Origin of the sequence: Anaplasma capra, from assembly GCF_025628805.1 — a bacterium.
GTDB classification, from domain to species: Bacteria; Pseudomonadota; Alphaproteobacteria; order Rickettsiales; family Anaplasmataceae; genus Anaplasma; species Anaplasma capra.
The window spans coordinates 1-23211 of the sequence record NZ_JAOTBG010000008.1 but is presented as its reverse complement, the minus strand read 5'-3'; the positions used below and the strand labels follow the sequence as shown (position 1 = coordinate 23211).

Here is a 23211-nt window from a genome sequence, read left to right as displayed (position 1 = left end):
CTAACCACAAACTTCAGGCCGCACCCCCACTTTCGCTAGCTTGCTGACCTTCATTGCCCCCACCAAGTTGATTGGCGTACATCGTCTCAAAATCAATGACATCAAGCATTAGCGGCGGAAACCCCGCACTTGCAGTCATCTTAGCTATTACCTCCCTGACAAAGGGAAACAAAATGCTGGGGGCAGTGATAAGCAGGGCTTCTTTCACCCCTTGCTCTTCAGCCTCCTCTTCGAGGGAGAAGACTCCACAGTACTTAAGCTCACACAAAAACGCCGCAACTTTTTCTACAACAGATTCTATATTGACCTGCAAGGTAACCTCATAAAGGTCAGTCACGTGTTGGTCATCACCATCCCCAGGGGGCTTCACGGGCAGAGATGCCGAAGATACATTGACCGATATATTGATCTCCGGAGGGGATTTACTTATCATCAGGAAAACCTTGGGGGAGTTGGGATTTTCAAAGGACAAATCCTTTATGTACTGCCCCCTCACTCTAAGCCTCGGACGCATACTGAAGACTCCTAAAGACGGAAATACCGCAATTAATTGTTGATTAACACTGGGCAAACTATAATATGGTTAAGTACTTTTGTACATAGCCTTCGTGAAAAATTGTGGATGGGTATGGTTGAGTTGGCGATATACGCGTTCGTCGCGGCCTTTATTTTCTTTCGCTTATACAGCTCCCTAGGCAAGGCGTCCAGTGTGAGCCTCCAGCCAAGTGCCATCTACCCAGAGCAGGTTGTCGATGAGCAATCCGCTTCTGACGGCTCGATCGCCTCTCAGGATACTCTGGTGAGTTCCGTAGTAGAGGAGTCGGAGCATAGCGACCAGGTCCTAGGTACGTTGGGGACGATAAAGGAGCGTAGTAGAGACTTCTCGGTGAAGCACTTTATGGAGGGGTCCGCAGCGGCTTTTGAAGCAATAGTCAAAGCGCTGAACAAGGGAAACGCTGAGCTTCTGTCATCCTTGCTGAACAAAAGCATGTACAGCTCTTTCGTCAGGGAAATGGAGCGGCGCAAGAGCGCGGGGCGCGTTCACGAAGACGTAGTGGTCTCCGTCACATCTCAAAAAATAACCAATGCCGAGTTGAAGGGCAACCTCGCAGCCATAACCGTGCGATTCCTCACTGAGCAAATAAACGTCATACGAGACACAGAGGGTAACGTCGTGGACGGCAGCGTCTCGAAAATCTCCGTAATAGAGGATACGTGGAGGTTCGAGAGGGATATCACTACTGCCGGCAGAAAGTGGTACCTAGCTTCTACCAGCGCTTAGACACGAAGTTACGGGCTTGGGCGCTACCCATGCTGTGGCGTGCTTTCTTGGCGCTTGCTGTAACGCTTCATCAACATAGTCCCAACAGTGCCAACAAGCGTGCCTAGGGGAATAACCAGCATAGCTTTGACTAAAAGATCGCTGCCGTAGACGGCGGCATGGCCGGGAACAACCTTACTCCCCCAGTTTATCACCAGAGAAATCGCTGTATTAAAGAAGTACCCGAAAGACATGACTATCATATTGGCAGTCGCAGCTGCCAGCGCTGTGGAATCACTATCCACACATTCTATGGCTTTAAACGCTGTTATGGCACCATATGCGGAACATACCCCCAAAACCATCAGTAGAACAAACGCGCTGACTCCACTCCCACAATGTCCCATCAGCATAACCGCAAATGCAGCAATGGTAAAAATACCGCAGCAGATTACTATGTCCCACCCGTTGTAGGATTTCTCAAGCATGCGACCGAAGATCAATGTGCCTATGCACGATCCAACAAACATGGTAGAAGGCAGAATGGTAGCCGCTTTATGGCTGAGCCTACACACCTCAGACAGAAACGTGGTAGCCCACACACCAGCAAAGCCCTCCAGTGGACCCGCCATGCAGCCTCCGAGCAAGCTTATGATCACCAGATGCTTGTTGAATATTACGCCTTTTATTTGCTGATATATGCTACCGCGCGCCTGCCCATACGCGCTACTGCCGTCCCCGGTAGTATCTTCAACATCAAACAAGAGACATGCTGCAAGTAGGGACAAAGTGCACCCCCCCACAATCAACACCAGCAACACCCTATGCCAGCCGAAGCTCTCTATTAGCGATAGAAACGGCATACCTCCATACATTGCACCTAGAATCCCTATAACTAGAGCAATGGAAGCCATCCTGACAAACTTACCGCCAAAATACATTTTAGAGACTTTAAGGATGGACATAGCCGCGGCGGCAGATCCTACGCCTACCAATACCCTACCAATCTGCACAAGCATCCACGAACCAAACAGCATAGGCACTACGCCCAAAGAAGTCAGAAGCATGCAGACGGGAACCACCCTTTTGGGACCAAATCTGTCTATTAGCACACCCACCGGAATGTGGGCCACGGTGTATCCCGCGTAATAGAGCGCGGAAAATTGCCCAAAGGAAAGCACCCCTATATCGAAGCGCCCCATGATCTCCCCGGAAAGAGTGTTAGGCATGACGCGTAATATGTACTGGAGCGCATAGAACACCGCCACAGCAAACCAAGCAAAAAACCTGCGATCCACCAACCACACGGCACAACCCATGACGTCATACAGGGTGCAACGGTAAACTGGAAAGTAGACAAAGTCAATGAAGTACAGCAGCAAATCACCAAAGCGGTGCCTAGTGCCCAAAGGCCTTATAGCCTACCATGGGCCACTGCCCTGACTTATGCTTGCCGTCAGCAACCCTGTGAAACAGTGCCACAATTTTGTCGTGTATGGAGTATACATCTTCTGCAGAACTGTCGGTGCAGTCTATCATGTGGCACCTGCGCGGGTCAGACTCCGCTATCGCCCTGAAGCCCGCCCTCACTCTATCATAAAACTCAACGCTGCGGTTCTCACAGCCACTCAGGCCTGTTCTGGCGAGAGCGCATTCCGTGCTTACATCCATAACAAAAGTGATGTCAGGCATGACGCCAGCAACTAGGGAATTTAGCGTGCTGATGAGCTCAAAGTCCACCCCGAGCCCATAGCCTTGATATGCTACTGTGGAATCTATAAACCTGTCACTTATTACCACTTTGTCCGCAAGTAAGCCTGGAGACACCACCTTGACGAAGCTTTCCCTGCGCATCGCCGCAAAAAGCAGCAGCTCAGTAATCTTGTCCAGAGTGTAGTCACAAAGCCCCAGAATAATCTCTCTCACAAGCTCGTTAAACGACGTGCCCCCAGGTTCCCTGGCAAGAACTACACTGCCTTCACCGTACAAACCCGACAGATATTTAGCAAGGAGAGCAGCCTGCGTGGTTTTTCCGCATCCGTCTATCCCCTCAAAAGTTATAAACATGCTACCCAGAACTACTCTCAGCGAACTTTTCTGAACTCAGAACACCAGCACAACTGGCGCGTATGGACTCCATGGAATCAACGTTAAATCCGCTGACGGACCTATCTATCCTCTTGAGCAGCCCAGTGAGCACTTGGCCTGGTCCTACCTCTACAAACTTAACGCACCCCCGCTTTACCAGATACTCAATACTCTCTCGCCACCTAACCCTGCCGACGACCTGCCGCACTATTAAGTCCTTGATAGCGCCGCAGTCGTAACTAGCAGAAGCGGAAACGTTGAAAACAACACCAACTTTTGGCTCATGCATCTCCAGCTGCTCAACAAAGCCACTAATCTCATCACAAGCCAACCGCATCAGAGATGAGTGAAACGGACCGCTAACACGCAGCCGCACTACTTTTCTTATATCCGTTCCCTCAATTAACTTAGGCAGCTGCTGCAGTGCATCCTCAACACCGCTAACTACCACCTGACCTACGCAGTTATCGTTTGCAATTTCACACACGCCGTACACAGAGGCACGCTCAACAACAGATTCAACATCGCTCAGATCACCACCGATCAGGGCAGCCATACCTCCACCGCAACACAGGGACTCCGCCCTGCGCATGGCTTTACCCCTAACATCTAGCAACTTTGCGACGCTGGGCAACCCAAGAACCCCTGCAACATGCAAGGCTGCATACTCCCCCACCGAATGACCCGCAACATACTCAACAACATCGGTGATACAACCACCCAAGTTCTCCTCCAGCGCCCGAACCAGCGCAATCGACACAGTCATCAGCGCAAGTTGAGCATTGCAGGTCGAGGTTAGGGCCTCCTCAGGCCCTTGGAAGATTATCCTAGAAAGGTGCCTACCCAGAATCTCATCCACTTCATGGAACACACTACGAGCGGCAACGGAACTATAGTAAACCTCCCTACCCATGCCAACAAACTGCGAGCCCTGGCCAGGAAACATTAATACAACGGACAAAGCGCCCCCGGGAGCCTTCATGGTACACACACAATTATTGCTCACACCGCCATGGTAGTCAAAGCTATTTTGTAAACCACAACGTAGTGTGCGGTGACTCGCCGCTCTGCACGCTTACACGGTCATGACCGTGTAAACCCCGTATAGCACGCTCACTGGTAGTTTTCGACGTGCAGTAGCCTCCTTTGGGCGTAGCCTCGCAACCGGCCAGGAGCGCGGTTGCGCGCGCTGAATCGAATCAACGTGCGCTATAGCACTAAAAAAAATACGACCTAGCATGACTCATAACTCTGCACAATTGACAGAAGCATACTTCCCTGTTACCATCCAGCGGTCGCGTCTGACTTTAATTAACTTACCAATTAAGAGGTCCGTAGGTCATGAAAAAGGGCATACATCCTGAAGTTTATCCGATTACAGTAGTTTTCACAAATGGCGAGCAGCGCGAAATGCTTTCCACATGCGGGAAGCCTGACGAAATGGTCAAGGTGCACCTTGAGAGCGATGTGTTTAATCACCCCGCTTGGAACCCTGGGCTTAGAGTGAGCAGTAAAAAGAACAGCAGGGCTGCTAGATTTCTCAGTAAATTTGGCGACTTGTGAGTGTGCGTAGCGCTGTCTTACCTACTGGTTGCAAATACAAGACCGTAGGCTACATGGCCGCTGGCCCTGTTGAGAAGCAAAAAATCAGCTGCCTGCATAATTTTTACGGTGTAGTCAGCCTGGCAGAGAGTCCGAATTCCGTTGTAGACTTACTCGTAGTTGTGGGGGGCGACGGCTTCATGTTGCATAGCTTGCACAACTACATAATAGACCCTGGCAGGAATGTGCCAGTGTATGGCGTTGGGCACGGTACCGTTGGGTTCTTGCTGAATCATTGTTCCGATGGCAGTTTACCTTACAGAATCGAAAATGCAGTCGCCGCTGAGTTGCCCCTGCTGCGGATGGAGGCGCTGGATATACACGGTAATGTGCACAGTGCAATAGCAGTAAACGAAGTTTCTTTGTTTCGCGGCACACATCAAGCAGCAAAGCTTAGGATAAAAATCAATGGCAAAACAGCTATGGAGGAGCTGGTATCCGACGGCATAATGGTCTCTAGTCCGGCAGGGAGCACGGCGTATAATTTCTCTGCGGGAGGGCCTATACTGCCCTTCAGTTCGAACATAGTGTGCCTAACTGCAATTAATTCCTTTAGGCCTAGAAGATGGCGTGGAGCGTTGCTACCTAATGACTCACTAGTGGAGATTGACGCACTCGCTCCGGAAGTCCGTTTGGTCAGTGCAGTAGCAGACTATACGGAGTTTCGTAATATAGCAAGTGTCAGAATACGGCAGGATAACAACGCAAAGGTCACACTCATGTTTGATCCAGAGCATAGACTTGAAGAAAGAACCATCGCGGAACAGTTTATGGCTTAGCACATAAGTGACACTGTTGCGCACATCCACCAAAAATTCTATAATCAGCGGTGCAGATTAGCTAAGGCGCTTGTGGAAGTTTCCTACTCGTTTGACGATGTTTTGATTGTCCCTGCGGAATCTGACGTGCTCCCAGCCGACGCGGATGTTGCAACTTATGTCACAAATAGCGTGAAGTTACGCATCCCTATAATGTCCGCTGCCATGGACACTGTTACCGAGTCTAAGCTTGCAATATCAGTGGCACAACACGGGGGCATGGGGTGTATCCACAAGAACTTGTCTGTGGAGCGCCAGGTTGCCGAAGTACAAAAGGTCAAAAAACATGAAAGTTGGATAGTGAGCAACCCCGTAACAGTCTCTCCTGACTCTACGCTCAGCGCGGCACTGTCAGTGATGAAGAAGCACGGTTACTCGGGAATACCAGTCGTCACCGCTCAGCAAAACAAGTTGGTAGGGATACTAACAAACAGGGATGTCCGCTTTGTTGAGAACAAGAACTGCAAAGTAAGTGATATAATGACAAGTACAGACTTGGTAACCGTACGCGAGGGTGTTAGCCAATCCGAAGCCACTAAGCTCCTCCACAAACATAGGATAGAAAGGCTCATAGTAACTGACGAACACGGCTGCTGTATCGGCTTGATAACCGTAAGGGATATTGAGAGGTTTAACCGTTTTCCGAACTCTTGCAAAGATAAAAAAGCTAGGCTGAGAGTGGCCGCAGCCGTGGGAACCGGAAGCAAAGAGGGCATAGAGCGTGCTGAGGCCCTAATACAGGCAGAAGCCGACGTTATAGTGATAGATACTGCCCATGGTCACTCAGCACGAGTGATCCAGACAGTAAGGGAAATCAAGGCTTTGTACCCAGATGCGCAGGTAGTGGGTGGAAACGTTGCCACCGCAGCGGGGGCTTACGCTTTGATCGAGGCCGGAGTTGACGCGGTTAAAGTCGGGATAGGACCCGGATCCATATGTACTACGAGGATTGTCACTGGTGTAGGAGTGCCGCAGTTCTCAGCCATCAGAAACGTAGCAAAGGCGTGCAAGGGCACCGGTGTGAGAGTGATTGCGGACGGAGGTATAAAATACTCCGGGGATATAGCAAAGTCTATAGCAGCTGGAGCCGACGTGGTGATGATAGGCTCCATTTTTGCTGGCACGGATGAAAGCCCGGGAGACATTATGATATACAACGGGCGAGCGTATAAGTGCTACAGAGGCATGGGATCCTTGGTTGCGATGAAAAGCGGAAGTGGCGGACGGTACTTCCAGGAAGGTAGTGGGAAATTCATACCAGAAGGCGTAGAGGGCAGGGTACCCTTCAAGGGCGCAGCATCCGAAGTTATATATCAGCTAGTGGGAGGCCTAAGATCCTCCATGGGGTACACAGGCAATAAGGACATAGAATCTATGAAGGAAAATTGTCAGTTTATTGTAATAACGGCTGCAGGGCTACATGAAAGCCATGTACATGGAGTAGCGATTACTAGAGAAACTCCAAATTATCACCCATATTCTCAGTTTCAAAAAGACTGATCAGACTCACCGCAGTAGATCTCGTGGAGAACGACGCTTGGGGCTTCCATAACGAACAGAATGTCTCGTACTTGCGGTTCTGAGGCACACACAGCGCAACGAGTGCTTAACTTATGCCACAACTAGCAGCGGCTTACCAGAGTGAGTTGCGCAGGCTTACGACAAACCCCCACACCTCTGGCCCCAGCCCAAACCAACCAACAATTCCCGGAAAAACCAAGATGCCGGCCGCGTCGCGAAGCGCGCAAAATCCCGGCGGGGATGACCAAAGGCTGGCAGCGACCCTCTCTCCCGTGTCTTAAGACAAAGTACCACAGGCGCTAGGAGGCTTAACTTCCGGGTTCGGAATGTTACCGGGTGTTCCACTCCCGCCATAACCACCAGCCAAACGGCCACAGCCAAGCTAGTAGAAAGATTTAGATAAAGGCAAAAAGTTGGTGCAGTCTTGTAACTACACGTACCAACAAATGAATAAACCAATCGGGCTATTAGTACTGGTTAGCTAAATACGTTACCGCACTTACACATCCAGCCTATCAACGTGATAGTCTCTCACGGCCCTAATGGGGAAATCTAATCTTGAGGGGGGTTTCTCGCTTAGATGCTTTCAGCAATTATCCCGTCCATACTTAGCTACCCAGCTATGCTGTTGGCACAACAACTGGTACACCAGAGGTATGTCCAACTCGGTCCTCTCGTACTAGAGTCAGATCCTCTCAAATTTCCAACGCCCACGGAAGATAGAAACCGAACTGTCTCACGACGTTCTAAACCCAACTCACGTATCACTTTAATCGGCGAACAGCCGAACCCTTGGGACCTGCTCCAGCCCCAGGATGTGATGAGTCGACATCGAGGTGCCAAACGGTGTCGTCGATATGAACTCTTGGACACCATAAGCCTGTTATCCCCGGCGTACCTTTTATCCGTTGAGCGATGACCCTTCCATACGGAATCACCGGATCACTATGACCGACTTTCGTCTCTGCTCGGCCCGTCGGCCTCGCAGTCAGGCAGGCTTCTGCCATTGTACTATAAAAGCTGATTTCCGACCAGCTCTAGCCTACCGTCGCACGCCTCCGTTACTCTTTAGGAGGCGACCGCCCCAGTCAAACTACCCACCATACAATGTCCTAGCTCCAGAAAAATGGAGCGTAGTTAGATGCCAAGAACACAAAGGGTGGTATCTCAAGGACAACTCCACCGGGGCTGGCGCCCCAGCTTCAAAGTTTCCCACCTATCCTGCACATCGCATCCCTAACACCAATGTAAAGCTATAGTAAAGGTGCACGGGGTCTCTTCGTCTAACCGCGGGTACCCCGCATCAGCACGGGGAATTCAATTTCGCTGAGTCGATGCTGGAGACAGCGGGGAAATCGTTACGCCATTCGTGCGGGTCGGAACTTACCCGACAAGGAATTTCGCTACCTTAGGACCGTCAGTTTTACGGCCGCCGTTTACTGGGGCTTCAACTCGGAGCTCTCACCCCTCATATTAACCTTCCAGCACCGGGCAGGCGTCAGGCCCTATACTTCCACTTACGTGTTCGCAGAGCCCTGTGTTTTTAGTAAACAGTCGCTACCCCCTGCTCTGTGCCACCCATAGATGGTTGCCCACCCACAGGTCACCCTTCTCCCTAAGTTACAGGTGCAATTTGCCGAGTTCCTTCAGCATCGTTCTCTCAATCGCCTAAGTATACTCTACCCACCTACCGGTGTCGGTTTACGGTACGGACTTATTAGCTTAAGCGCTATTTCCTGGGACCTCTTTAAAGCACGCGTCAATCCAATAAGACACGCACTGCACAAGATCCGTCACGCTTAAAAGGTTCAGGAATATTAACCTGATTCCCATCGACTACTCCTTTACGGCCTCGCCTTAGGGTCCGACTAACCCTGCGCAGATTGACTTAACACAGGAAACCTTAGGTTTTCGGCGGGAGTGGTTTTCACACTCCTTTACGCTACTCATGTCAGCATTCTCACTTTCGATACCTCCAGCAACCCTCACGGGCCACCTTCACAGGCTTACGAAACGCTCCGCTACCGCGCCCGGCAAGCCGGACACTCGCGTCTTCGGCGTATGGCTTTAGCCCCGTTACATCTTCGGCGCAAGAAGACTTATTTAGACAAGTGAGCTGTTACGCTTTCTTTAAAGGGTGGCTGCTTCTAAGCCAACCTACTAGCTGTATTGGTCTTCTCACCTCCTTCCACACTTAGCCATAACTTTGGGACCTTAGACGGCGATCTGGGCTCTTTCCCTTTCCACCACGGACTTAGCACCCGCAGTGTGTCTGCTGTAGAACAGTTATCCGGTATTCGGAGTTTGATTGGATTTGGTAAGAGGATGAGTCTCCCTAGTCCATTCAGTGCTCTACCCCCGGTAACTTATAGTACAACGCTCTACCTAAATAGATTTCGCGGAGAACCAGCTATTTCCAAGTTTGATTGGCCTTTCACCCCTAGCCACAGCTCATCCAATACTATTGCAACAGTAACAGGTTCGGTCCTCCAATGTACTTTACTACACCTTCAACCTGGCCATGGCTAGATCACTTGGTTTCGGGTCTAATCCATTGAACTAAGGCGCCCTATTCAGACTCGCTTTCGCTACGCCTACACCTAACGGCTTAAGCTTGCTCAACAGATTAACTCGCTGACCCATTATGCAAAAGGTACGCTGTCACCCGGACAGACGGCACAGCAAGCTGTGCTGCCTGGCAGGCTCCAACTGGTTGTAAGCACTCGATTTCAGGTTCTATTTCACTCCCCTCACCGGGGTTCTTTTCACCTTTCCCTCACGGTACTTGTTCACTATCGGTCGCTAAGGAGTACTTAGGTTTAGAGGATGGTCCCCCTAAATTCAGACAGGGTTTCACGTGCCCCGCCCTACTCAAGGATCTGCAACCTTCTTACCTGTACGGGACTATCACCCACTACGGTTACCTTTTCCAAGGCATTCCAGTTTCTAATCACAGACCACAGACCTGGTCCGCGTTCGCTCGTCACTACTAGCGGAGTCTCATTTGATTTCCTTTCCTCCGGCTACTTAGATATTTCAGTTCACCGGGTTTGTCTTGCATACCTATGTATTCAGCATGCAATGGCTAATAAATCAGCCGGGTTTCCCCATTCGGACATCTGCGGATCAAAACTCGTTGACAATTCCCCGCAGCTTATCGCAGCCTACCACGTCCTTCATCACCTCTTAGCGCCAAGGCATCCATCAAGTGCTCTTTCTTGTTTGTTCATTCGTAGCGATACGTGCAGTACCAAGACTGCACAACTTTTTATACTTTATCAGCTAATCGAATCGAGATCATCCTCAGAGAGGACAATCCCTACCATTGATCTTTCTACTAACTTGTCAACCATCGAGCCACAAACCGCAAGGGCCAGGGGCTCCATAGAGTCACAATTCTTAACTAAGAACGCGAATAGTGTCAACAAATTACTTTAATTTTTTCCTATTCTGTCTTGGCTCACTTGACTTGCCTGAGCTTTGCCGCAACACCCAAAATTTCAACTTCGAGGACATAACCAGCGATAAGCAGTATACCAACCAGTAAAAAATTGTGCACAACCAAAGTTGTTGGTATGCTAACCGAAATTCCTTACCTGATGAGCAGAGAGGCACCAGTGGTTTCCGTATTAGAAGACAGAATTCTAGTCCCGTTCAAGGAGGACTATCACATGTACTACAAGGTATATAACCCGGAGACTCTAGGTGAGTCTACGCCGCTTATATGTGTGCACGGCATGGCTGGAAATTCCGCATGTTTCGACTATCTGGGTCGCGCCATAAATGATTTCCCTGTGGTATCAATAGACGTAGTTGGCCGGGGCAAGAGTTCATGGCTTAATGACCACTCACACTACAACTACAACACATATTGCGTCGGTGTATTACACCTGGCAAAGCACCTCAACATCAAAGAGTGCAACTATCTGGGTACCTCAATGGGGGGGCTCATCGCTATGTTCCTAGCAGCGCATTTTCACAACGCACTGAAAATCAAGAAATTGATCTTGAACGACATAGGCCCATGTATTGAGGAAAAGCCACTGAAGGCACTTGTTGAACTTATGACTCGACTTCCCACGTTTAGTGACAAAGGGCAGGTAAAGCCGTATTTGAAAACCGTGCTGCGTCATTTCGGCGTGGAAAAGGAGGAGCACTGGGACCACTTGGCACAAAACAGAGTGATGGAGAAAGAAGGCGGCGGATATGCCCTAACCTTGGACCCTGGTATTGGTATCCAGCTTGCCCTTGAAGTACAGCAAGCCCTTGACGCACAGCAAGTGGGTGGCCACTGGGAAATCTGGGACGTATGGCAAAGGGTCCAATGTGGTGAGATTTTGGTGCTTAGGGGCGAAAATTCCGACCTTCTAACCCAAGATATTTTGCAAAGAATGTTGCAATCTCGCCAGCATATAACCTGCATAGAGTACCCGGGGATAGGGCATGCACCAACACTCATGGCAGAAAGCCGGATAAAAGCTGTTGAGCATTTCGTAAGGGCAAACTAGCAGCCTGGGGTGGTACTCTGCAGCGTTTCGGTGGAGCTAAAATACCTTGAAAACTGTCTCTTTACGAGGTAGTAACGGACCCTGTTGTGGTGCGTAGGTATATCTATTGTGAGTAAGGGCAAGCATCGTTCAGCAATGCCTGATGAGCAGGTGGTTAAGTCTTACCGTGATATGCTGCTGATGCGCAGGTTCGAAGAAAAGGTCGGCCAGCTGTATGGAATGGGCCTCATACGCGGATTTTGCCATCTATACATAGGGCAAGAAGCGATAGCAATAGGTCTAAAAAACGTGCTGAGTAGCGGAGACTCAGTGGTGACCAGCTACAGGGAACATGGGTTTATGCTCTCTTCGGGAGAGAGTGCTAAAAGCGTGATGGCAGAACTCATGGGAAAGGCAGCTGGGTGCTCAAAGGGCAAGGGAGGCTCTATGCACATGTTCAATGTGAAAAAGAATTTCTTCGGCGGACACGGCATTGTAGGTGCGCAGGTGCCCATAGGAACGGGCATCGCCTTCGCTGAAAAGTACAACAAGAGCAATGGAGTGGTATTTACCTGCCTCGGCGACGGTGCAATGAACCAGGGGCAGGTTTATGAGTCCCTCAACATGGCAGCATTATGGAAATTACCGGTGGTATACGTGGTCGAAAACAACGAGTACGCCATGGGCACCGCTGTTACAAGATCCTCATCTGTTCCCGAGCTTTACAAGCGCGGGGAGGGATGCGGGGTACCGGGTCGCCAGGTTGACGGCATGGATGTTTTCGCCGTAATCGAGGAAGCGGAAAACGCTGCAGAGCAATGTAGAAAGGGACATGGTCCTATCTTACTTGAGATGAAAACTTACCGTTTTAGGGGGCATTCAATGTCTGACCCAGCAAAGTATAGAACCAGGCAGGAAGTTGAAGAGGTAAGAGATAAGAGGGATCCACTATGTCGGTTAAGGGAATACATACTTAAGCATTCGATTACACCCGAAAGCACATTAGAAGACTTCGAGACAGAAGTGCGTGGAGAAGTTAATGAAGCTGTGGAATTCGCTCAGAGCAGTCCCGAACCTCCAGTCACAGAGCTATACACAGACGTATACAAGTGATAGACGAAAGACTCCTACCAAGGTTAAGCGTTTGCCGCGTCTGCTCGGACAATTGTGCAACGACATAAAAAAGATGTGTACGGAATCCGGTTGTGTCGCACTGAGTGGCAGCCACACCCGAAAATTGGTTTGTTTCGCAATGCATACAGCAAATTAATGCAATTTTTTCTATTGATTGGTTGCAGATTGGCACATTAGTGCTAGACTTAGCCAGGGTGTTTGTTTATACCGTAGCTTATGAGAAAGGCTTGCATGGTCTGTGTTATAGCGTTGCTGTATAGCTCGGCTGCTTTCGGTAAGCAGGAGCCGCGCTCTATGGCTGCTGATGACCACATAAAGATTATGAATTTCAATCCCCAGTCCATACACAAATACACGGGGTTTTATGGGTACCAGTCCAGTATACTTTTTGAAGCTGGAGAGGTCATAGACACCGTCTCCATGGGGGATTCGACCGGTTGGCAGCTCGTACCTAAGGAAAACAGGCTGTTCATAAAACCTGTAGGGGACAACGCTGATACTAACGTTACCATAATCACAAACAGGCGCGTGTATTATTTTGAGTTGCACGCTGAGGAGGCCGCTGGGCTCGACGATCCCAGACTCGCGTATGAGGTGAGGTTTGTGTATCCAACTACGGAAGGCATCGGCGCCTCAGCACCTGATTCAAGCGGCGGGGTTTCATTCCCTACATACCAGAACGATGTACCAGATCTGAGCGATCCCGAGGTCGCCAAAAAGGGCTTGAACTTTGAGTATTCTGTGTCTCATTCCGCTGGTTCTTCCGGGATTGTCCCCCTAAGAGTGTTTGATGACCGTAGGTTCACTTACATGCAGTTTTCCGACGTTAATGGGGATCTGCCCTCCATATTCAATGTGGACTCTGAGGGGTATGAATCCCTCGTGAACTTCAGGGTTGTTGGTGACTATGTGGTTGTGGAGCGTGTAGCTCCAGCTTTCACATTGAGATACGGCTCTAGTACCGCTTGCGTGTTCAACGAGAAGATGTACCGGGCCGTTTCCGCAGTACGACGAAGGGGGCGCGAGTAGCAGTTTCTCGTTTGAGGTTTTTATGTCGTCCGATATTGTAGAGGTTAGTGACTCTGATTTTGCTCAGAAGGTCTGTGACGGTAGTGGCTTGGTCCTTGTGGACTTCTGGGCTCCGTGGTGTGGGCCTTGCGTTGCCCTCGGGCCACAACTTGAGAAATTAGCTCAGAAATACACCGGCAAGCTCAAGGTTTACAAACTGAACGTCCAGAGCAGTCAGGATGTTCCAGTGCAATATGGGGTGAGTGCGGTACCCACGTTAATAATTTTCTCCGAAGGAAAGGAGCTGTCTAGAGTTGTCGGCGCAGACTTGCAGCAACTTGTTCTGACGATAGACAGTGCCGTGGGAGGCAGCACATAAAAGTGGGTGGGGCCTGTTGGGCTCGTCTACAGAGAGAGGCGGAAACAGCTCAGTGATTTGGAAAGGAGCGCGGCGAGGACTCTGGCAGGCGCCCCGTCACCGCTGTCTCGGGCATTCGGTCGTAGTCGCCCCGCAGATCTATAGTAACAACAGCCAGGAAACATGTGGTAGCAAGCAGCAAGCTCGCCAAAGCGGTATTCACAGCTTATTCACCGAGTTTCTCTCCATCTAGGGACTCAATTTTGAGTGCTATATCCTTTATGATACCGTCACAATACTTATGTAGCTCCCTACCCCTATTGTACAATTCGACGCTCCTATCGAGCGACACGTTACCAGATTCAAGTTCCTCTACAATGCGCTCCAGCTCCCGAACAGCTTCCTCAAACTTACCTCCATTATTCATAGACATTTGCCAAATAACTGCTACGCTGCTGTAATCTTAACCCCTTCGCTGGTGATTACAAGTGTCCCATAGTGTAAGAGCGCCTGTCGTGGCCAGGATACATCGACCTTCCAGAAACGTTATGCAGTCTGGCATCCATAGAAGTGACCTATGGTGCATAGAGTTTGAGCCCTCACGTTCACAATATAAGGATTCGCTAATGGGGTGGGTTGGTTCTAAGGATACAGCACAACAGGTTAGACTGCAGTTTCAGAATAAGGAGGATGCTGTATCATACGCAAAAGCTCATGGCATAACGTATGTCATATTGCCTGACCAAACCGTTAGGAAAAAACCCAAATCTTACTCAGAAAACTTTTCGAAGAATAGGGGGTTGTAGGCCTTCTCGCGCACGTTGCAAATCTACTAAATCTGTTGTGAGAGGCTTACGACTTGTGTTAAAGTACCTACGCGCGTGGTCCCGTGCTCGCCCTGTAGTTTGGAAGTGCTCGTATGTTCTTTGCTCTGATGCTTAAGGTATTGCCTATATACACAACAATCTTTCTAGGATTTGTGGCGGGCAGGGCTGTTAAGCTGGACAGCTCTACCATAGGCAATGTACTGTTCTACGCGGTGGGACCCACGGTAGTATTTTTTGGCATACTTAAGATAAACATCACGCCGGAGTATGTGTCGTTACCGGTCGTAACGTTTATTATCTGCTGTGCAATGTCACTGGTAGTGTACAGCATATCATCACTAGCATTTAGGGATTACACAAGGAACATGCTGGCCTTCAGCTCGGGAAGTTCTGGTATGGGGTTTTTCGGCCTTCCCGTAGCGATAGCCTTGTTTGATGAGAGCACGGTTTCTGTATACTTACTATGTTACGTGGGTATGCTCTTCTTTGAAAATAGTTTCGGCTTCTATATAGTGACCCATGGGCTATATACGCCCCAGCAATGTCTGAGGAAGCTTATAGTGCTGCCAACGCTACATGCAGCGGTGGCAGCACTAATCTGTAACCACTTTAAGGTGCGGGTGCCAGAGTTTCTGCTCAACGTATCTGCAGACCTTGCAAGCACGTACATGATTCTAGGTACCATGCTGCTGGGCATATCAATAGCGAATATAAAGGACTTCTCAATCAACTGGAAACTCATGGCACTCACAGTATTGATAAAATACGTCGTGTGGCCACTCTTAATATTAATGCTAATTTTTCTGGATCGCGAGGGGCCACGCCTGTATAACAGCCAGACATATCAGGCGCTTATTCTCCTGGCAATCGTACCAATATCAAGTACAGGGGTGATACTGGCTTCCATGCTTAACTACAAGCCAGACATGGCCGCCATGATGCTATTAGTTAGTACCGTAATAGGAATATTCTACGTCCCCTTCATGATATCGCTACTGCTGTACTAACCAAATCACAGCACCAAAACTCACCACCTACGCAATCCCAAAGACTCGCGCTCCTCCTACCTACTCCTCCAACCAGTCTCTGTGTATGTCCTCCTTCTTAATCCTAGAAAGCGCAAAAAGTGTAACTATCGCCCAGAACATCACGTAAAATCCAGGAGCAATCTTGCAGCCTGTAACTTTTATAAGCCAAGTGCACAGCGCTGGCGCGATGCCACCACCTATAGCAGCAGCGACATTCCTGGCAATACCAAACCCAGTATATCGCACCTTGGTTGGAAATAACTCAGACATTGCAGCAGTCGCAGGACCAAGAGTTGCCGCAAAAGGCACTGCGAACAACAAATACCCTAACCCTACGTACAGGACACTGCCCTGGCTTAGCATCCAAAACACCGGTACGCCGATGAACAACAGTGTGATAGAGGCTCCGCCAATTACCTTTTTCCTTCCCAGAACATCTGAAAGCGCACCAAAAGCAACTGTCAGTATACCGCTAATTACGATGTTCACTATCTCTATGATCTCACTTGCCTGAGGACCAATAACTACCGAAGGTGAGAAGTCTCTGACAAAGCTGATGAAGAACACCATAAAGAGGTGAAACGAGCAATTTTCCACACAGTCTATGGCAATGGCCAACAACAACGGCCTTTTGTAGTGTTTGAATAAATGCCTCACCGGGGATTCGTCCGTAAGAACCGCGCCCTCGTCCCTGTTCTCAGAATGTGCTTCATACGCGGGACTCTCACCAGTTTTTGCCCTCACATAAATGCTTATAACACCTATAACAAATCCGACGATAAAAGGTATCCTCCAACCCCACACTCCAAAATCATCGCCAGTGAAGTGCCTTACCACAATTTTTACAGCTAGAGCGAATACGGAACCCAGAACTGCGCTCAGCACTTCAAAGCTACCAAAAAGCCCAGTATTGCCTTTTTTGGAGTTTTCTATCAAGAACGTACCGTTACCAGCCTCCCCACCAAGAGACACACCCTGTACTAGCCTGCATAGCACAAGCAGTATAGGAGCGAGAACCCCAGCACTTGCATATGTAGGGACTATAGCCATAAACCCCACAGGCACTGACATACCAATGATTGAGAGCATAAGTGCCACTCTTCTTCCATATCGATCACCTATATGCCCGAATACACTTGCACCAAAGGGGCGCATGCAGAACCCTACAGCAAATACACAAAAACCGCTCAACAGCTGCAAGTACTTATCTTCCTGCGGAAAAAACAGCGTGCCTATGGTACCGGCAAGGCTCCCAAATAGGATGTAGTCATACCACACAAGCGTATTACACATTATGGTGGACAGCACAGCTTTTGTTACCTTTCTATCCATAAAACCTCCATTAACTTGGCCACATAGCCTTTGCAGACCCACGCAGGGTAGCTCGAAGGCCACCCCAACCTGACACTAACACAACATACAACTGCTAGAAGCCCAGCTGTACCGGATTTGGTAACAGTGCACCCCTAACGATACCGCGTGGCTCCGAACTGCAATCCTATGTCAAAATATTGAATCTGTCAGCAGGTGTTGCAAATTTTAATTTGACTCATCACCCCACAGTGATAGAATCTGGGCCTCTTGGGTTGGAAAGGGGTCTTGGATAGTACATGTCCGTGAAGATAAGGTTAATGAGGCTGGGTGCCAAGAAAAAGCCATTCTACAGAGTGGTGGTGTCTGATTCCAGGGTTCGGAGGGATGGCAAGTTCATTGAGCATGTGGGCTTTTACGATCCCATGGTTCCGTATGGTGAGCCGGGCTTCCTAAAGATCGATGCCGAGAGGTTAAGTTACTGGCTGAGTGTGGGGGCACAACCCACAGATAGGGTTTCCTGGTTCATCAAGAAAGGCCTGGTTGAAGTGCATCCTAGTCCCTCTGGGTCTAAGACTGCCTAGGCGCTACCAAAGCTAGTGGAGTCGCTCTTTATTTTGGCTTATATCCCGGTTTCGTGATTTGGCTGCTCCTTGCAATGCCCAGGCTGTGCGGCGGTAGGTCTTCTGTGATCACGCTACCCGCAGCTACAGTCGAGTTATCCCCTATGTCCACCGGAGAGATTATTGTGCTATTCGCGCCCACAAGGCAGTCGCTTCCTATGTTCGAGTGGTGCTTGTTCCGGCCATCATAGTTACATACTACGGCTCCTGCCCCCACGTTGGTCTTGCTACCTATTGTACTGTTCCCGAGATAACTAAGGTGTTTTACTTTACTCATCTCACCCAAGTGGCTTTCTTTCACTTCCACAAAATTCCCCACAATGCAGTGCCGGTCTATGACCGAATGCCCCCTCACTCTGGCAAAGGGGCCAACCAGAGCGCGCTCTTTGACGCGGCAAAATTCCAAATGTGAGTAAGGCAGGATCTCTGCTCCTGACTCTATAGCGACCCCCAACCCAAAAACAACGTACGGATGCACTATAACGTCCTGCGCTATTTGCGTATCAGCAGAGAAAAATACCTGATCAGGCAGCACCAAGGTCACGCCCGACCGCAAAAAGTGAGCTCTTCTCATGCGCTGAAAACGCGACGCCGCTACCGCAAGATCTTCCCGGGTATTTATGCCCATCGCCTCCTGCTCGTCTGTAACTACATGGTCAACTTCTATGCCCTTGCCCACAGCAGATTGCACGATGTCCGTAAGGTAGAGCTCGCCCCCCTCAGCGCGAGGTAGGCCACACAGCAACTCTGAAATCACTTGTTTCCGCCCAGCGATTGCACCAGAAACCGCAAGGCCGTTGATACCATGTTCGTTGCCAATTCTTAGGACGCCCCCAGACTCATTTGGCACTATCCTACCGTATTGGCTATTCGAGGATTCAAAAGCTACCAAAACAATCCCCGCACCTCCGTGGAGTTTATCAAGCACACGGTGCATTGTTACTGTGCTAAGCAGTGGGGTATCCCCATACAGTATTAGCAAAACCTCTTCCGAAGAGCCCTGCAACTCTTTTAATGCTGAGCAAACCGCACCTCCGGTACCAGTCACCTCTCCCTGTAGTACACTTTTGAAATTCAAATTGTGCTTCTCTGCCAACGCAGTAATCGCATCGCTCGTCAAAGCATTCACCACTATAACGACATGTTCTGGGCATAACTCACCAGCAAGTCGCAACACATGCTCTATTACTGGTATATTTCCCAGTGTGTGTAAAACCTTTGGGGTCGTGGAACGCATTCTGCTACCACGCCCTGCTGCAAGTATTACGATGTCCATAACCCCTTCATAAACAATTCGGCCGGGATTCACTAATTTCCCGGCCCTCCCCCAGATTTCCCATGCCTTACAAACACCAAACGTGTACGGAAACCGAGAAACACTTTACCCGAGCGCCCCTTGCGGTGCCATATGTATTACAACACACAGGCACGCAAGGCCTCATTGTTGCACCGGTCTATATATGTATTAGCTCCCCGCTTAGCATGTTGTTATGGTCAACCAAGGAGGTAATAACGCTCAAAAAATTCTTAAGGCATGTAACGTTGTCTATGTTTTCTAGTGATCGCACATCATCAATCTCATGATCTGGAATTTTCGGCGGGCATATAGCGTTCACTTGAATATTCGCGGTAAGTTCCCCAGCGGCCATCTCGGTAAAATCTGCTAGCGATTTCTTAGACAGCAAGTACGCAAAATACTTTGTCCGGATTCTTGTAATGTTTGTATCCACAATGTTGATTACCTTCCCACATTTGGCGGTACACATGCGCGCAAAGTATTGTGTGAGAAACACGGGCGCCTTCACGTGTATATCAAAATTCTCCACAAACGCGTTTTCACACAGTTGCTTTAGGGTGCTCGTGTAGAAAACTGAGGCATTATTTATCAGCGTGTCGCAGTGTGGAATCTCCGAAAATGCATAAGTAATGAGGCGATCAAGTGATGCAAAGTCGCGCAAATCAGACTGAAAAAGCAGACACCGCCTACCGTAGATTTCTTGAATCACAGCCTGTAAGTCTAGTGCCTCACTACACGATTGGTTATAGTGCACCACAACGTCATAACCGTGCCTGGCCGCAAGGAAGATAGCCATAGCTCGCCCAATTCTGCGCGCAGCTCCAGTTATGATTACACCCCTTCTACACATGGCACAGCCGATCTACGGCGACGGAACACAAACAAGCGGCCTGGACGTGGCAACCACCCCGAACCACATACGTTTTAACCTACCAAGCAACAGCGGTCAACCTCAAAACCACCACAAAAGTAGCTAGGGAGTGCGCACAGCAGCACTAAGCGGCATCCCCAATATGTCCGTGAAACAAAAACCGTAGTGATTCAACCACTCTAGTTTGTTGCTATAGAAGTTGCGAAGGTCAGTAATCCCGTATTTCAGCATCGCCATTCGTTCGACGCCCATGCCAAACGCAAATCCGCAATACTCACTGGGATCTATGTTGACGTTCTCCAACACCTTGGAGTGCACCATGCCACAACCCAACACTTCAACCCAGCTGCCCCGTTCATTCTTCACGTCAACTTCCGCAGATGGTTCCGTAAATGGGAAAAAGCTGGCCCTCATCCTGGTTTCCACACCACGTCTGAAGAACCTACCAAGAAAGTAATTTATGCAGTACTTCAGGTGTCCCATAGTTACGTGCTTGCCAACAAGTAACCCTTCCACTTGGTGAAACATGGGACTGTGCGTTGCATCCCAATCGTTCCTATAGACCCTACCGGGAGATATAATCTTGATTGGAAGACTGGGATTGTTCTCCATGGCGCGTATCTGCATCGATGACGTATGGGTCCGCAACACCACCCTGTTGCCATTGAGCTTCTCCGCCATATAAAACGTGTCATTTTTGTCCCTGGCGGGGTGGTGCTCAGGTGTATTTAGCGCATCAAAAACATGAAACTCGTCCTCCAGCTCAGGACCGTAAACTATCGAAAAACCTAGCTCACTCAGTATGCCCCTAATTTCCCTTATCACTCCAGAAATCGGGTGCATCTTGCCGTAGATCCTGGGCCTTGAAGGCAGAGTCACATCCACTCGCTCGCCAGCCAATCGCGAGTTCATCTGCTCCCGAGCAAGCTGCAGCTCCCTATTTTGGATCACCAGCTTAAGCTCCGAGCATGCAGCGTTCGCCGCAGACCCAACGGCTTTACGCTCGTCCATATCTTGTATAGCAGAAACCTGACGCAGCAGAGCAGTTAAAACACCAGATCTTCCAATGTAATGAGCCCGTATTGAATTCAACTCTTCTACAGAACCGCAGTCAGCAACGCGGGCCCCCGCTTCCTCACTTAGGCTAAGTATTTTGCTGATCAACGGCACAAGTATACCCACAGGCACTGGCAACGGCGCCAACTACTTTCTCGAAAGCAGCCTTGTCGTTCACAGCCATGTCAGCCAACATCTTCCTGTCCAGCTCCATTCCACACGTAGCCATACCTTTGATAAGCTGAGAATACTTCACACCAAACTGCCTTGCAGCAGCGTTTATACGTACAATCCACAAACGCCTGAAGTCGCGCTTACGGTTGCGCCTATCCCTATATGCGTAAGCCAGAGCCCGTTCGAGCCTCTGCAAAGCAGCCCTGTAACAGTTCTTGGACCTACCCCTGTAGCCCTTGGCAAGCGCAACAACCTTTTTGTGCCTAGCCCTGGCGGTGACACCACGTTTGACCCTAGCCATAAAACCCCCGCTCCATATCAAAAACTATATGGCATGAAAGACGCAACAATGCGCGCATCTGGGGCACTCATCGGCGCAACGCCCCTGCGGGCCCTGAGGCTCCTCTTGCTCCTTTTAGTCATACCATGACGCTTGGTAGACTGAGCTGACATCACCCTGCCGCTGGCCGTGACCTTAAACCTTTTCTTGGCTGAAGATTTGGTCTTCAATTTTGGCATAAAACTCCATGCCTATCTAACAAATGCACAGGTTATATCCTTGTGTGCACAGTGTCAAGCGGGAGCACCCCCTCCAGGAACGTACTTTAAAACGAGGCAGAAACATTTATGCGCTATGCCACCGACTAAATCGGGTGCAATTGCGGGTCTTATCGATCTTGGCAATTTGTTTTGGAATAAGGTTTGCTGTGTAGAAAAACTTCGAGTGTACTACATGTGTAAAATCGCATAGTGAAACGTGTTTTTTGTGGTACGGTACGCAACCTAAAATGCCTTAAGGTGGCTGAAAGTCCTTGACACACAGGGCGCGTGTGGTACTATGGCTGGGCCTGGATCGGACTGTGCTCGTATGTTGTGGGGTTAACCAATTCTTAGAGGTTGTGGTCTAGTGTTGGGATCTGTGCAGTTTCGTTAGTTTGGAGATTCTTTGGATTATGTCGTCAAGCAATGATGGTACCCCGTTGATGCCCAGGGCAGTTGCTGTGTGGTTGGTGGACAACACGGCCCTCACTTTTGAGCAGATAGCTGAGTTTTGCGGCTTGCATCTGCTTGAGGTCAAGGGCATTGCTGATGGCGAAGTTGCCAAGGGCGTTGTGGGGTGCAATCCGGTTGCCATGGGGCAGGTTACCAAGGAAGAGATAGAGGCATGCCAGAGGGATCCCGCTAGGATTCCGAAGCTGGTTGCACACCGGGGGACGACCGGTAAGCTCTCAAAAAGAAGGGGTGCTAGATACACTCCCGTAGCTAGGCGCAGAGATAAGCCTGACGCGGTTTGTTGGATACTTAAGTACTGTGCTGAGATGCACGATTCACAGATAGCCAAGCTTATAGGCACCACTAAGGCCACGATTGCTGCAGTCAGGAATAAGGAGCATTGGAATTCGAGCAACATTAAACCTAGGGATCCAGTTCTGCTTGGCCTGTGTACGCAGGCTGATCTCGATGAGGCCATCATGAAAGCCCAAATGATAGCTGAAAGGGAGAGAAGAGTCAGAAATATGAATGAGGGAGTCCAAGATCAGGAAGCGTAGGTGCGTGATCCTGTGGGTCTCTAGAGGCTTACACAATATCTACTAGAGAATTGCAACGTGTTAGGTCAACCTTGTGTTCACCAAAAATAGAAGAAGGCCCAGGGCCTCTTCCCCAAAGTCAGAAGCCGAAAAAAAAGGAATGGAAAGCCCCCCCAGCAATGGAGTTGGGAGGATACTGAATCTGTGTGAATTGAAGA

At 49.6% G+C, this 23211-nt stretch carries 23 protein-coding genes and 2 rRNA genes; 12 read left to right on the top strand and 13 right to left on the bottom strand.

Features of this window, described 5'->3' with window-relative positions; genetic code table 11:
• Positions 1 to 13 precede the first annotated feature (13 nt).
• Entirely contained in the window at positions 14 to 514 is a 501-nt protein-coding gene (gene secB, locus OC187_RS02885; protein WP_262998142.1) for a protein-export chaperone SecB, read from the bottom strand.
• Positions 515 to 628: 114 nt separating this feature from the next.
• On the opposite strand from secB, the gene OC187_RS02880 reads away from it, so the two are divergent.
• The gene (locus OC187_RS02880; protein ID WP_262998143.1) at positions 629 to 1282 is read left to right on the top strand and encodes a Tim44/TimA family putative adaptor protein; all 654 of its coding nucleotides are present in this window, start codon (positions 629 to 631) and stop codon (positions 1280 to 1282) included.
• Between the two features lie 23 nt (positions 1283 to 1305).
• Here OC187_RS02880 and OC187_RS02875 read toward each other — a convergent pair whose 3' ends face one another.
• The 3 genes from OC187_RS02875 to fabD are packed head-to-tail and all read right to left on the bottom strand — an operon-like array spanning position 1306 to position 4331.
• Entirely contained in the window at positions 1306 to 2670 is a 1365-nt protein-coding gene (locus OC187_RS02875; RefSeq protein WP_262998144.1) for an MFS transporter, read from the bottom strand.
• Positions 2660 to 3328: a dTMP kinase gene (gene tmk / locus OC187_RS02870; RefSeq protein WP_262998145.1), complete on the bottom strand. Its 669-nt coding sequence runs from the start codon at positions 3326 to 3328 to the stop codon at positions 2660 to 2662. The genes OC187_RS02875 and tmk overlap by 11 nt, the downstream gene beginning before the upstream one ends.
• A gap of 1 nt (position 3329) precedes the next feature.
• Positions 3330 to 4331, bottom strand: a complete 1002-nt coding sequence (gene fabD, locus OC187_RS02865; protein ID WP_262998146.1) for an ACP S-malonyltransferase — start codon at positions 4329 to 4331, stop codon at positions 3330 to 3332.
• 359 nt (positions 4332 to 4690) lie between these two features.
• Between fabD and rpmE the strand changes: the two genes are divergently transcribed.
• The 3 genes from rpmE (at position 4691) to guaB (ending at position 7269) form a co-directional block, all read left to right on the top strand.
• A complete protein-coding gene (gene rpmE / locus OC187_RS02860) occupies positions 4691 to 4912 on the top strand; it encodes a 50S ribosomal protein L31 (RefSeq protein ID WP_262998147.1) in 222 nt (73 codons plus the stop codon).
• Positions 4909 to 5730 (top strand): NAD kinase, encoded by an 822-nt coding sequence (locus tag OC187_RS02855; RefSeq protein ID WP_396124709.1) that lies wholly within the window; start codon positions 4909 to 4911, stop codon positions 5728 to 5730. Before rpmE ends, OC187_RS02855 begins: the two co-directional genes overlap by 4 nt.
• A 72-nt stretch (positions 5731 to 5802) precedes the next feature.
• Positions 5803 to 7269 (top strand): IMP dehydrogenase, encoded by a 1467-nt coding sequence (gene guaB, locus OC187_RS02850; protein ID WP_262998149.1) that lies wholly within the window; start codon positions 5803 to 5805, stop codon positions 7267 to 7269.
• Positions 7270 to 7539: 270 nt separating this feature from the next.
• Here guaB and rrf read toward each other — a convergent pair.
• Positions 7540 to 7654, bottom strand: a 5S ribosomal RNA gene (rrf, locus tag OC187_RS02845).
• An 82-nt stretch (positions 7655 to 7736) separates the two neighbouring features.
• Positions 7737 to 10518, bottom strand: a 23S ribosomal RNA gene (locus OC187_RS02840).
• A 347-nt stretch (positions 10519 to 10865) separates the two neighbouring features.
• Here OC187_RS02840 and OC187_RS02835 point away from each other — a divergent pair.
• From OC187_RS02835 to trxA, 4 genes are all read left to right on the top strand, one after another.
• The gene (locus OC187_RS02835; RefSeq protein ID WP_263008581.1) at positions 10866 to 11798 is read left to right on the top strand and encodes an alpha/beta fold hydrolase; all 933 of its coding nucleotides are present in this window, start codon (positions 10866 to 10868) and stop codon (positions 11796 to 11798) included.
• Between the two features lie 135 nt (positions 11799 to 11933).
• Positions 11934 to 12890: a pyruvate dehydrogenase (acetyl-transferring) E1 component subunit alpha gene (gene pdhA, locus OC187_RS02830; RefSeq protein WP_262998165.1), complete on the top strand. Its 957-nt coding sequence runs from the start codon at positions 11934 to 11936 to the stop codon at positions 12888 to 12890.
• Positions 12891 to 13127: 237 nt separating this feature from the next.
• Entirely contained in the window at positions 13128 to 13940 is an 813-nt protein-coding gene (gene virB9, locus OC187_RS02825; protein WP_262998151.1) for a P-type conjugative transfer protein VirB9, read from the top strand.
• Between the two features lie 22 nt (positions 13941 to 13962).
• Positions 13963 to 14298 (top strand): thioredoxin, encoded by a 336-nt coding sequence (gene trxA, locus OC187_RS02820; protein WP_262998152.1) that lies wholly within the window; start codon positions 13963 to 13965, stop codon positions 14296 to 14298.
• Positions 14299 to 14503: 205 nt separating this feature from the next.
• Here trxA and xseB read toward each other — a convergent pair whose 3' ends face one another.
• On the bottom strand, positions 14504 to 14710 hold the full coding sequence (gene xseB / locus OC187_RS02815; RefSeq protein ID WP_317619006.1) for an exodeoxyribonuclease VII small subunit: 207 nt from the start codon (positions 14708 to 14710) through the stop codon (positions 14504 to 14506).
• Positions 14711 to 14765: 55 nt separating this feature from the next.
• Here xseB and OC187_RS02810 point away from each other — a divergent pair, with 55 nt between their 5' ends.
• Positions 14766 to 15083, top strand: a complete 318-nt coding sequence (locus OC187_RS02810) for an ETC complex I subunit (RefSeq protein WP_317619169.1) — start codon at positions 14766 to 14768, stop codon at positions 15081 to 15083.
• Positions 15084 to 15196: 113 nt separating this feature from the next.
• Positions 15197 to 16111 carry an AEC family transporter gene (locus OC187_RS02805; protein WP_263008580.1) on the top strand — a complete coding sequence of 305 codons (915 nt, stop codon included), beginning with the start codon at positions 15197 to 15199 and terminating at the stop codon, positions 16109 to 16111.
• Positions 16112 to 16171: 60 nt separating this feature from the next.
• Here the strand turns inward: OC187_RS02805 and OC187_RS02800 are convergent, their stop codons facing one another.
• Entirely contained in the window at positions 16172 to 17464 is a 1293-nt protein-coding gene (locus tag OC187_RS02800; protein ID WP_262998155.1) for an MFS transporter, read from the bottom strand.
• 278 nt (positions 17465 to 17742) lie between these two features.
• On the opposite strand from OC187_RS02800, the gene rpsP reads away from it, so the two are divergent.
• Positions 17743 to 18027 (top strand): 30S ribosomal protein S16, encoded by a 285-nt coding sequence (rpsP, locus tag OC187_RS02795; RefSeq protein WP_262998156.1) that lies wholly within the window; start codon positions 17743 to 17745, stop codon positions 18025 to 18027.
• A gap of 28 nt (positions 18028 to 18055) precedes the next feature.
• Here the strand turns inward: rpsP and glmU are convergent, their stop codons facing one another.
• The 5 genes from glmU to rpmI form a co-directional block, all read right to left on the bottom strand.
• Positions 18056 to 19342 (bottom strand): bifunctional UDP-N-acetylglucosamine diphosphorylase/glucosamine-1-phosphate N-acetyltransferase GlmU, encoded by a 1287-nt coding sequence (gene glmU / locus OC187_RS02790; protein WP_263008579.1) that lies wholly within the window; start codon positions 19340 to 19342, stop codon positions 18056 to 18058.
• Positions 19343 to 19520: 178 nt separating this feature from the next.
• Complete coding sequence (locus OC187_RS02785; RefSeq protein WP_263008578.1) at positions 19521 to 20213, bottom strand: SDR family NAD(P)-dependent oxidoreductase; 693 nt, start codon at positions 20211 to 20213, stop codon at positions 19521 to 19523.
• A 123-nt stretch (positions 20214 to 20336) separates the two neighbouring features.
• Positions 20337 to 21398 (bottom strand): phenylalanine--tRNA ligase subunit alpha, encoded by a 1062-nt coding sequence (gene pheS / locus OC187_RS02780; RefSeq protein ID WP_396124712.1) that lies wholly within the window; start codon positions 21396 to 21398, stop codon positions 20337 to 20339.
• Positions 21379 to 21765: a 50S ribosomal protein L20 gene (gene rplT / locus OC187_RS02775; protein ID WP_262998159.1), complete on the bottom strand. Its 387-nt coding sequence runs from the start codon at positions 21763 to 21765 to the stop codon at positions 21379 to 21381. The genes pheS and rplT overlap by 20 nt, the downstream gene beginning before the upstream one ends.
• A gap of 17 nt (positions 21766 to 21782) precedes the next feature.
• Complete coding sequence (rpmI, locus tag OC187_RS02770; protein WP_262998160.1) at positions 21783 to 21983, bottom strand: 50S ribosomal protein L35; 201 nt, start codon at positions 21981 to 21983, stop codon at positions 21783 to 21785.
• Between the two features lie 464 nt (positions 21984 to 22447).
• Between rpmI and OC187_RS02765 the strand changes: the two genes are divergently transcribed.
• Positions 22448 to 23014, top strand: a complete 567-nt coding sequence (locus OC187_RS02765) for a cell cycle transcriptional regulator TrcR (protein WP_396124711.1) — start codon at positions 22448 to 22450, stop codon at positions 23012 to 23014.
• Positions 23015 to 23211 lie beyond the last annotated feature (197 nt).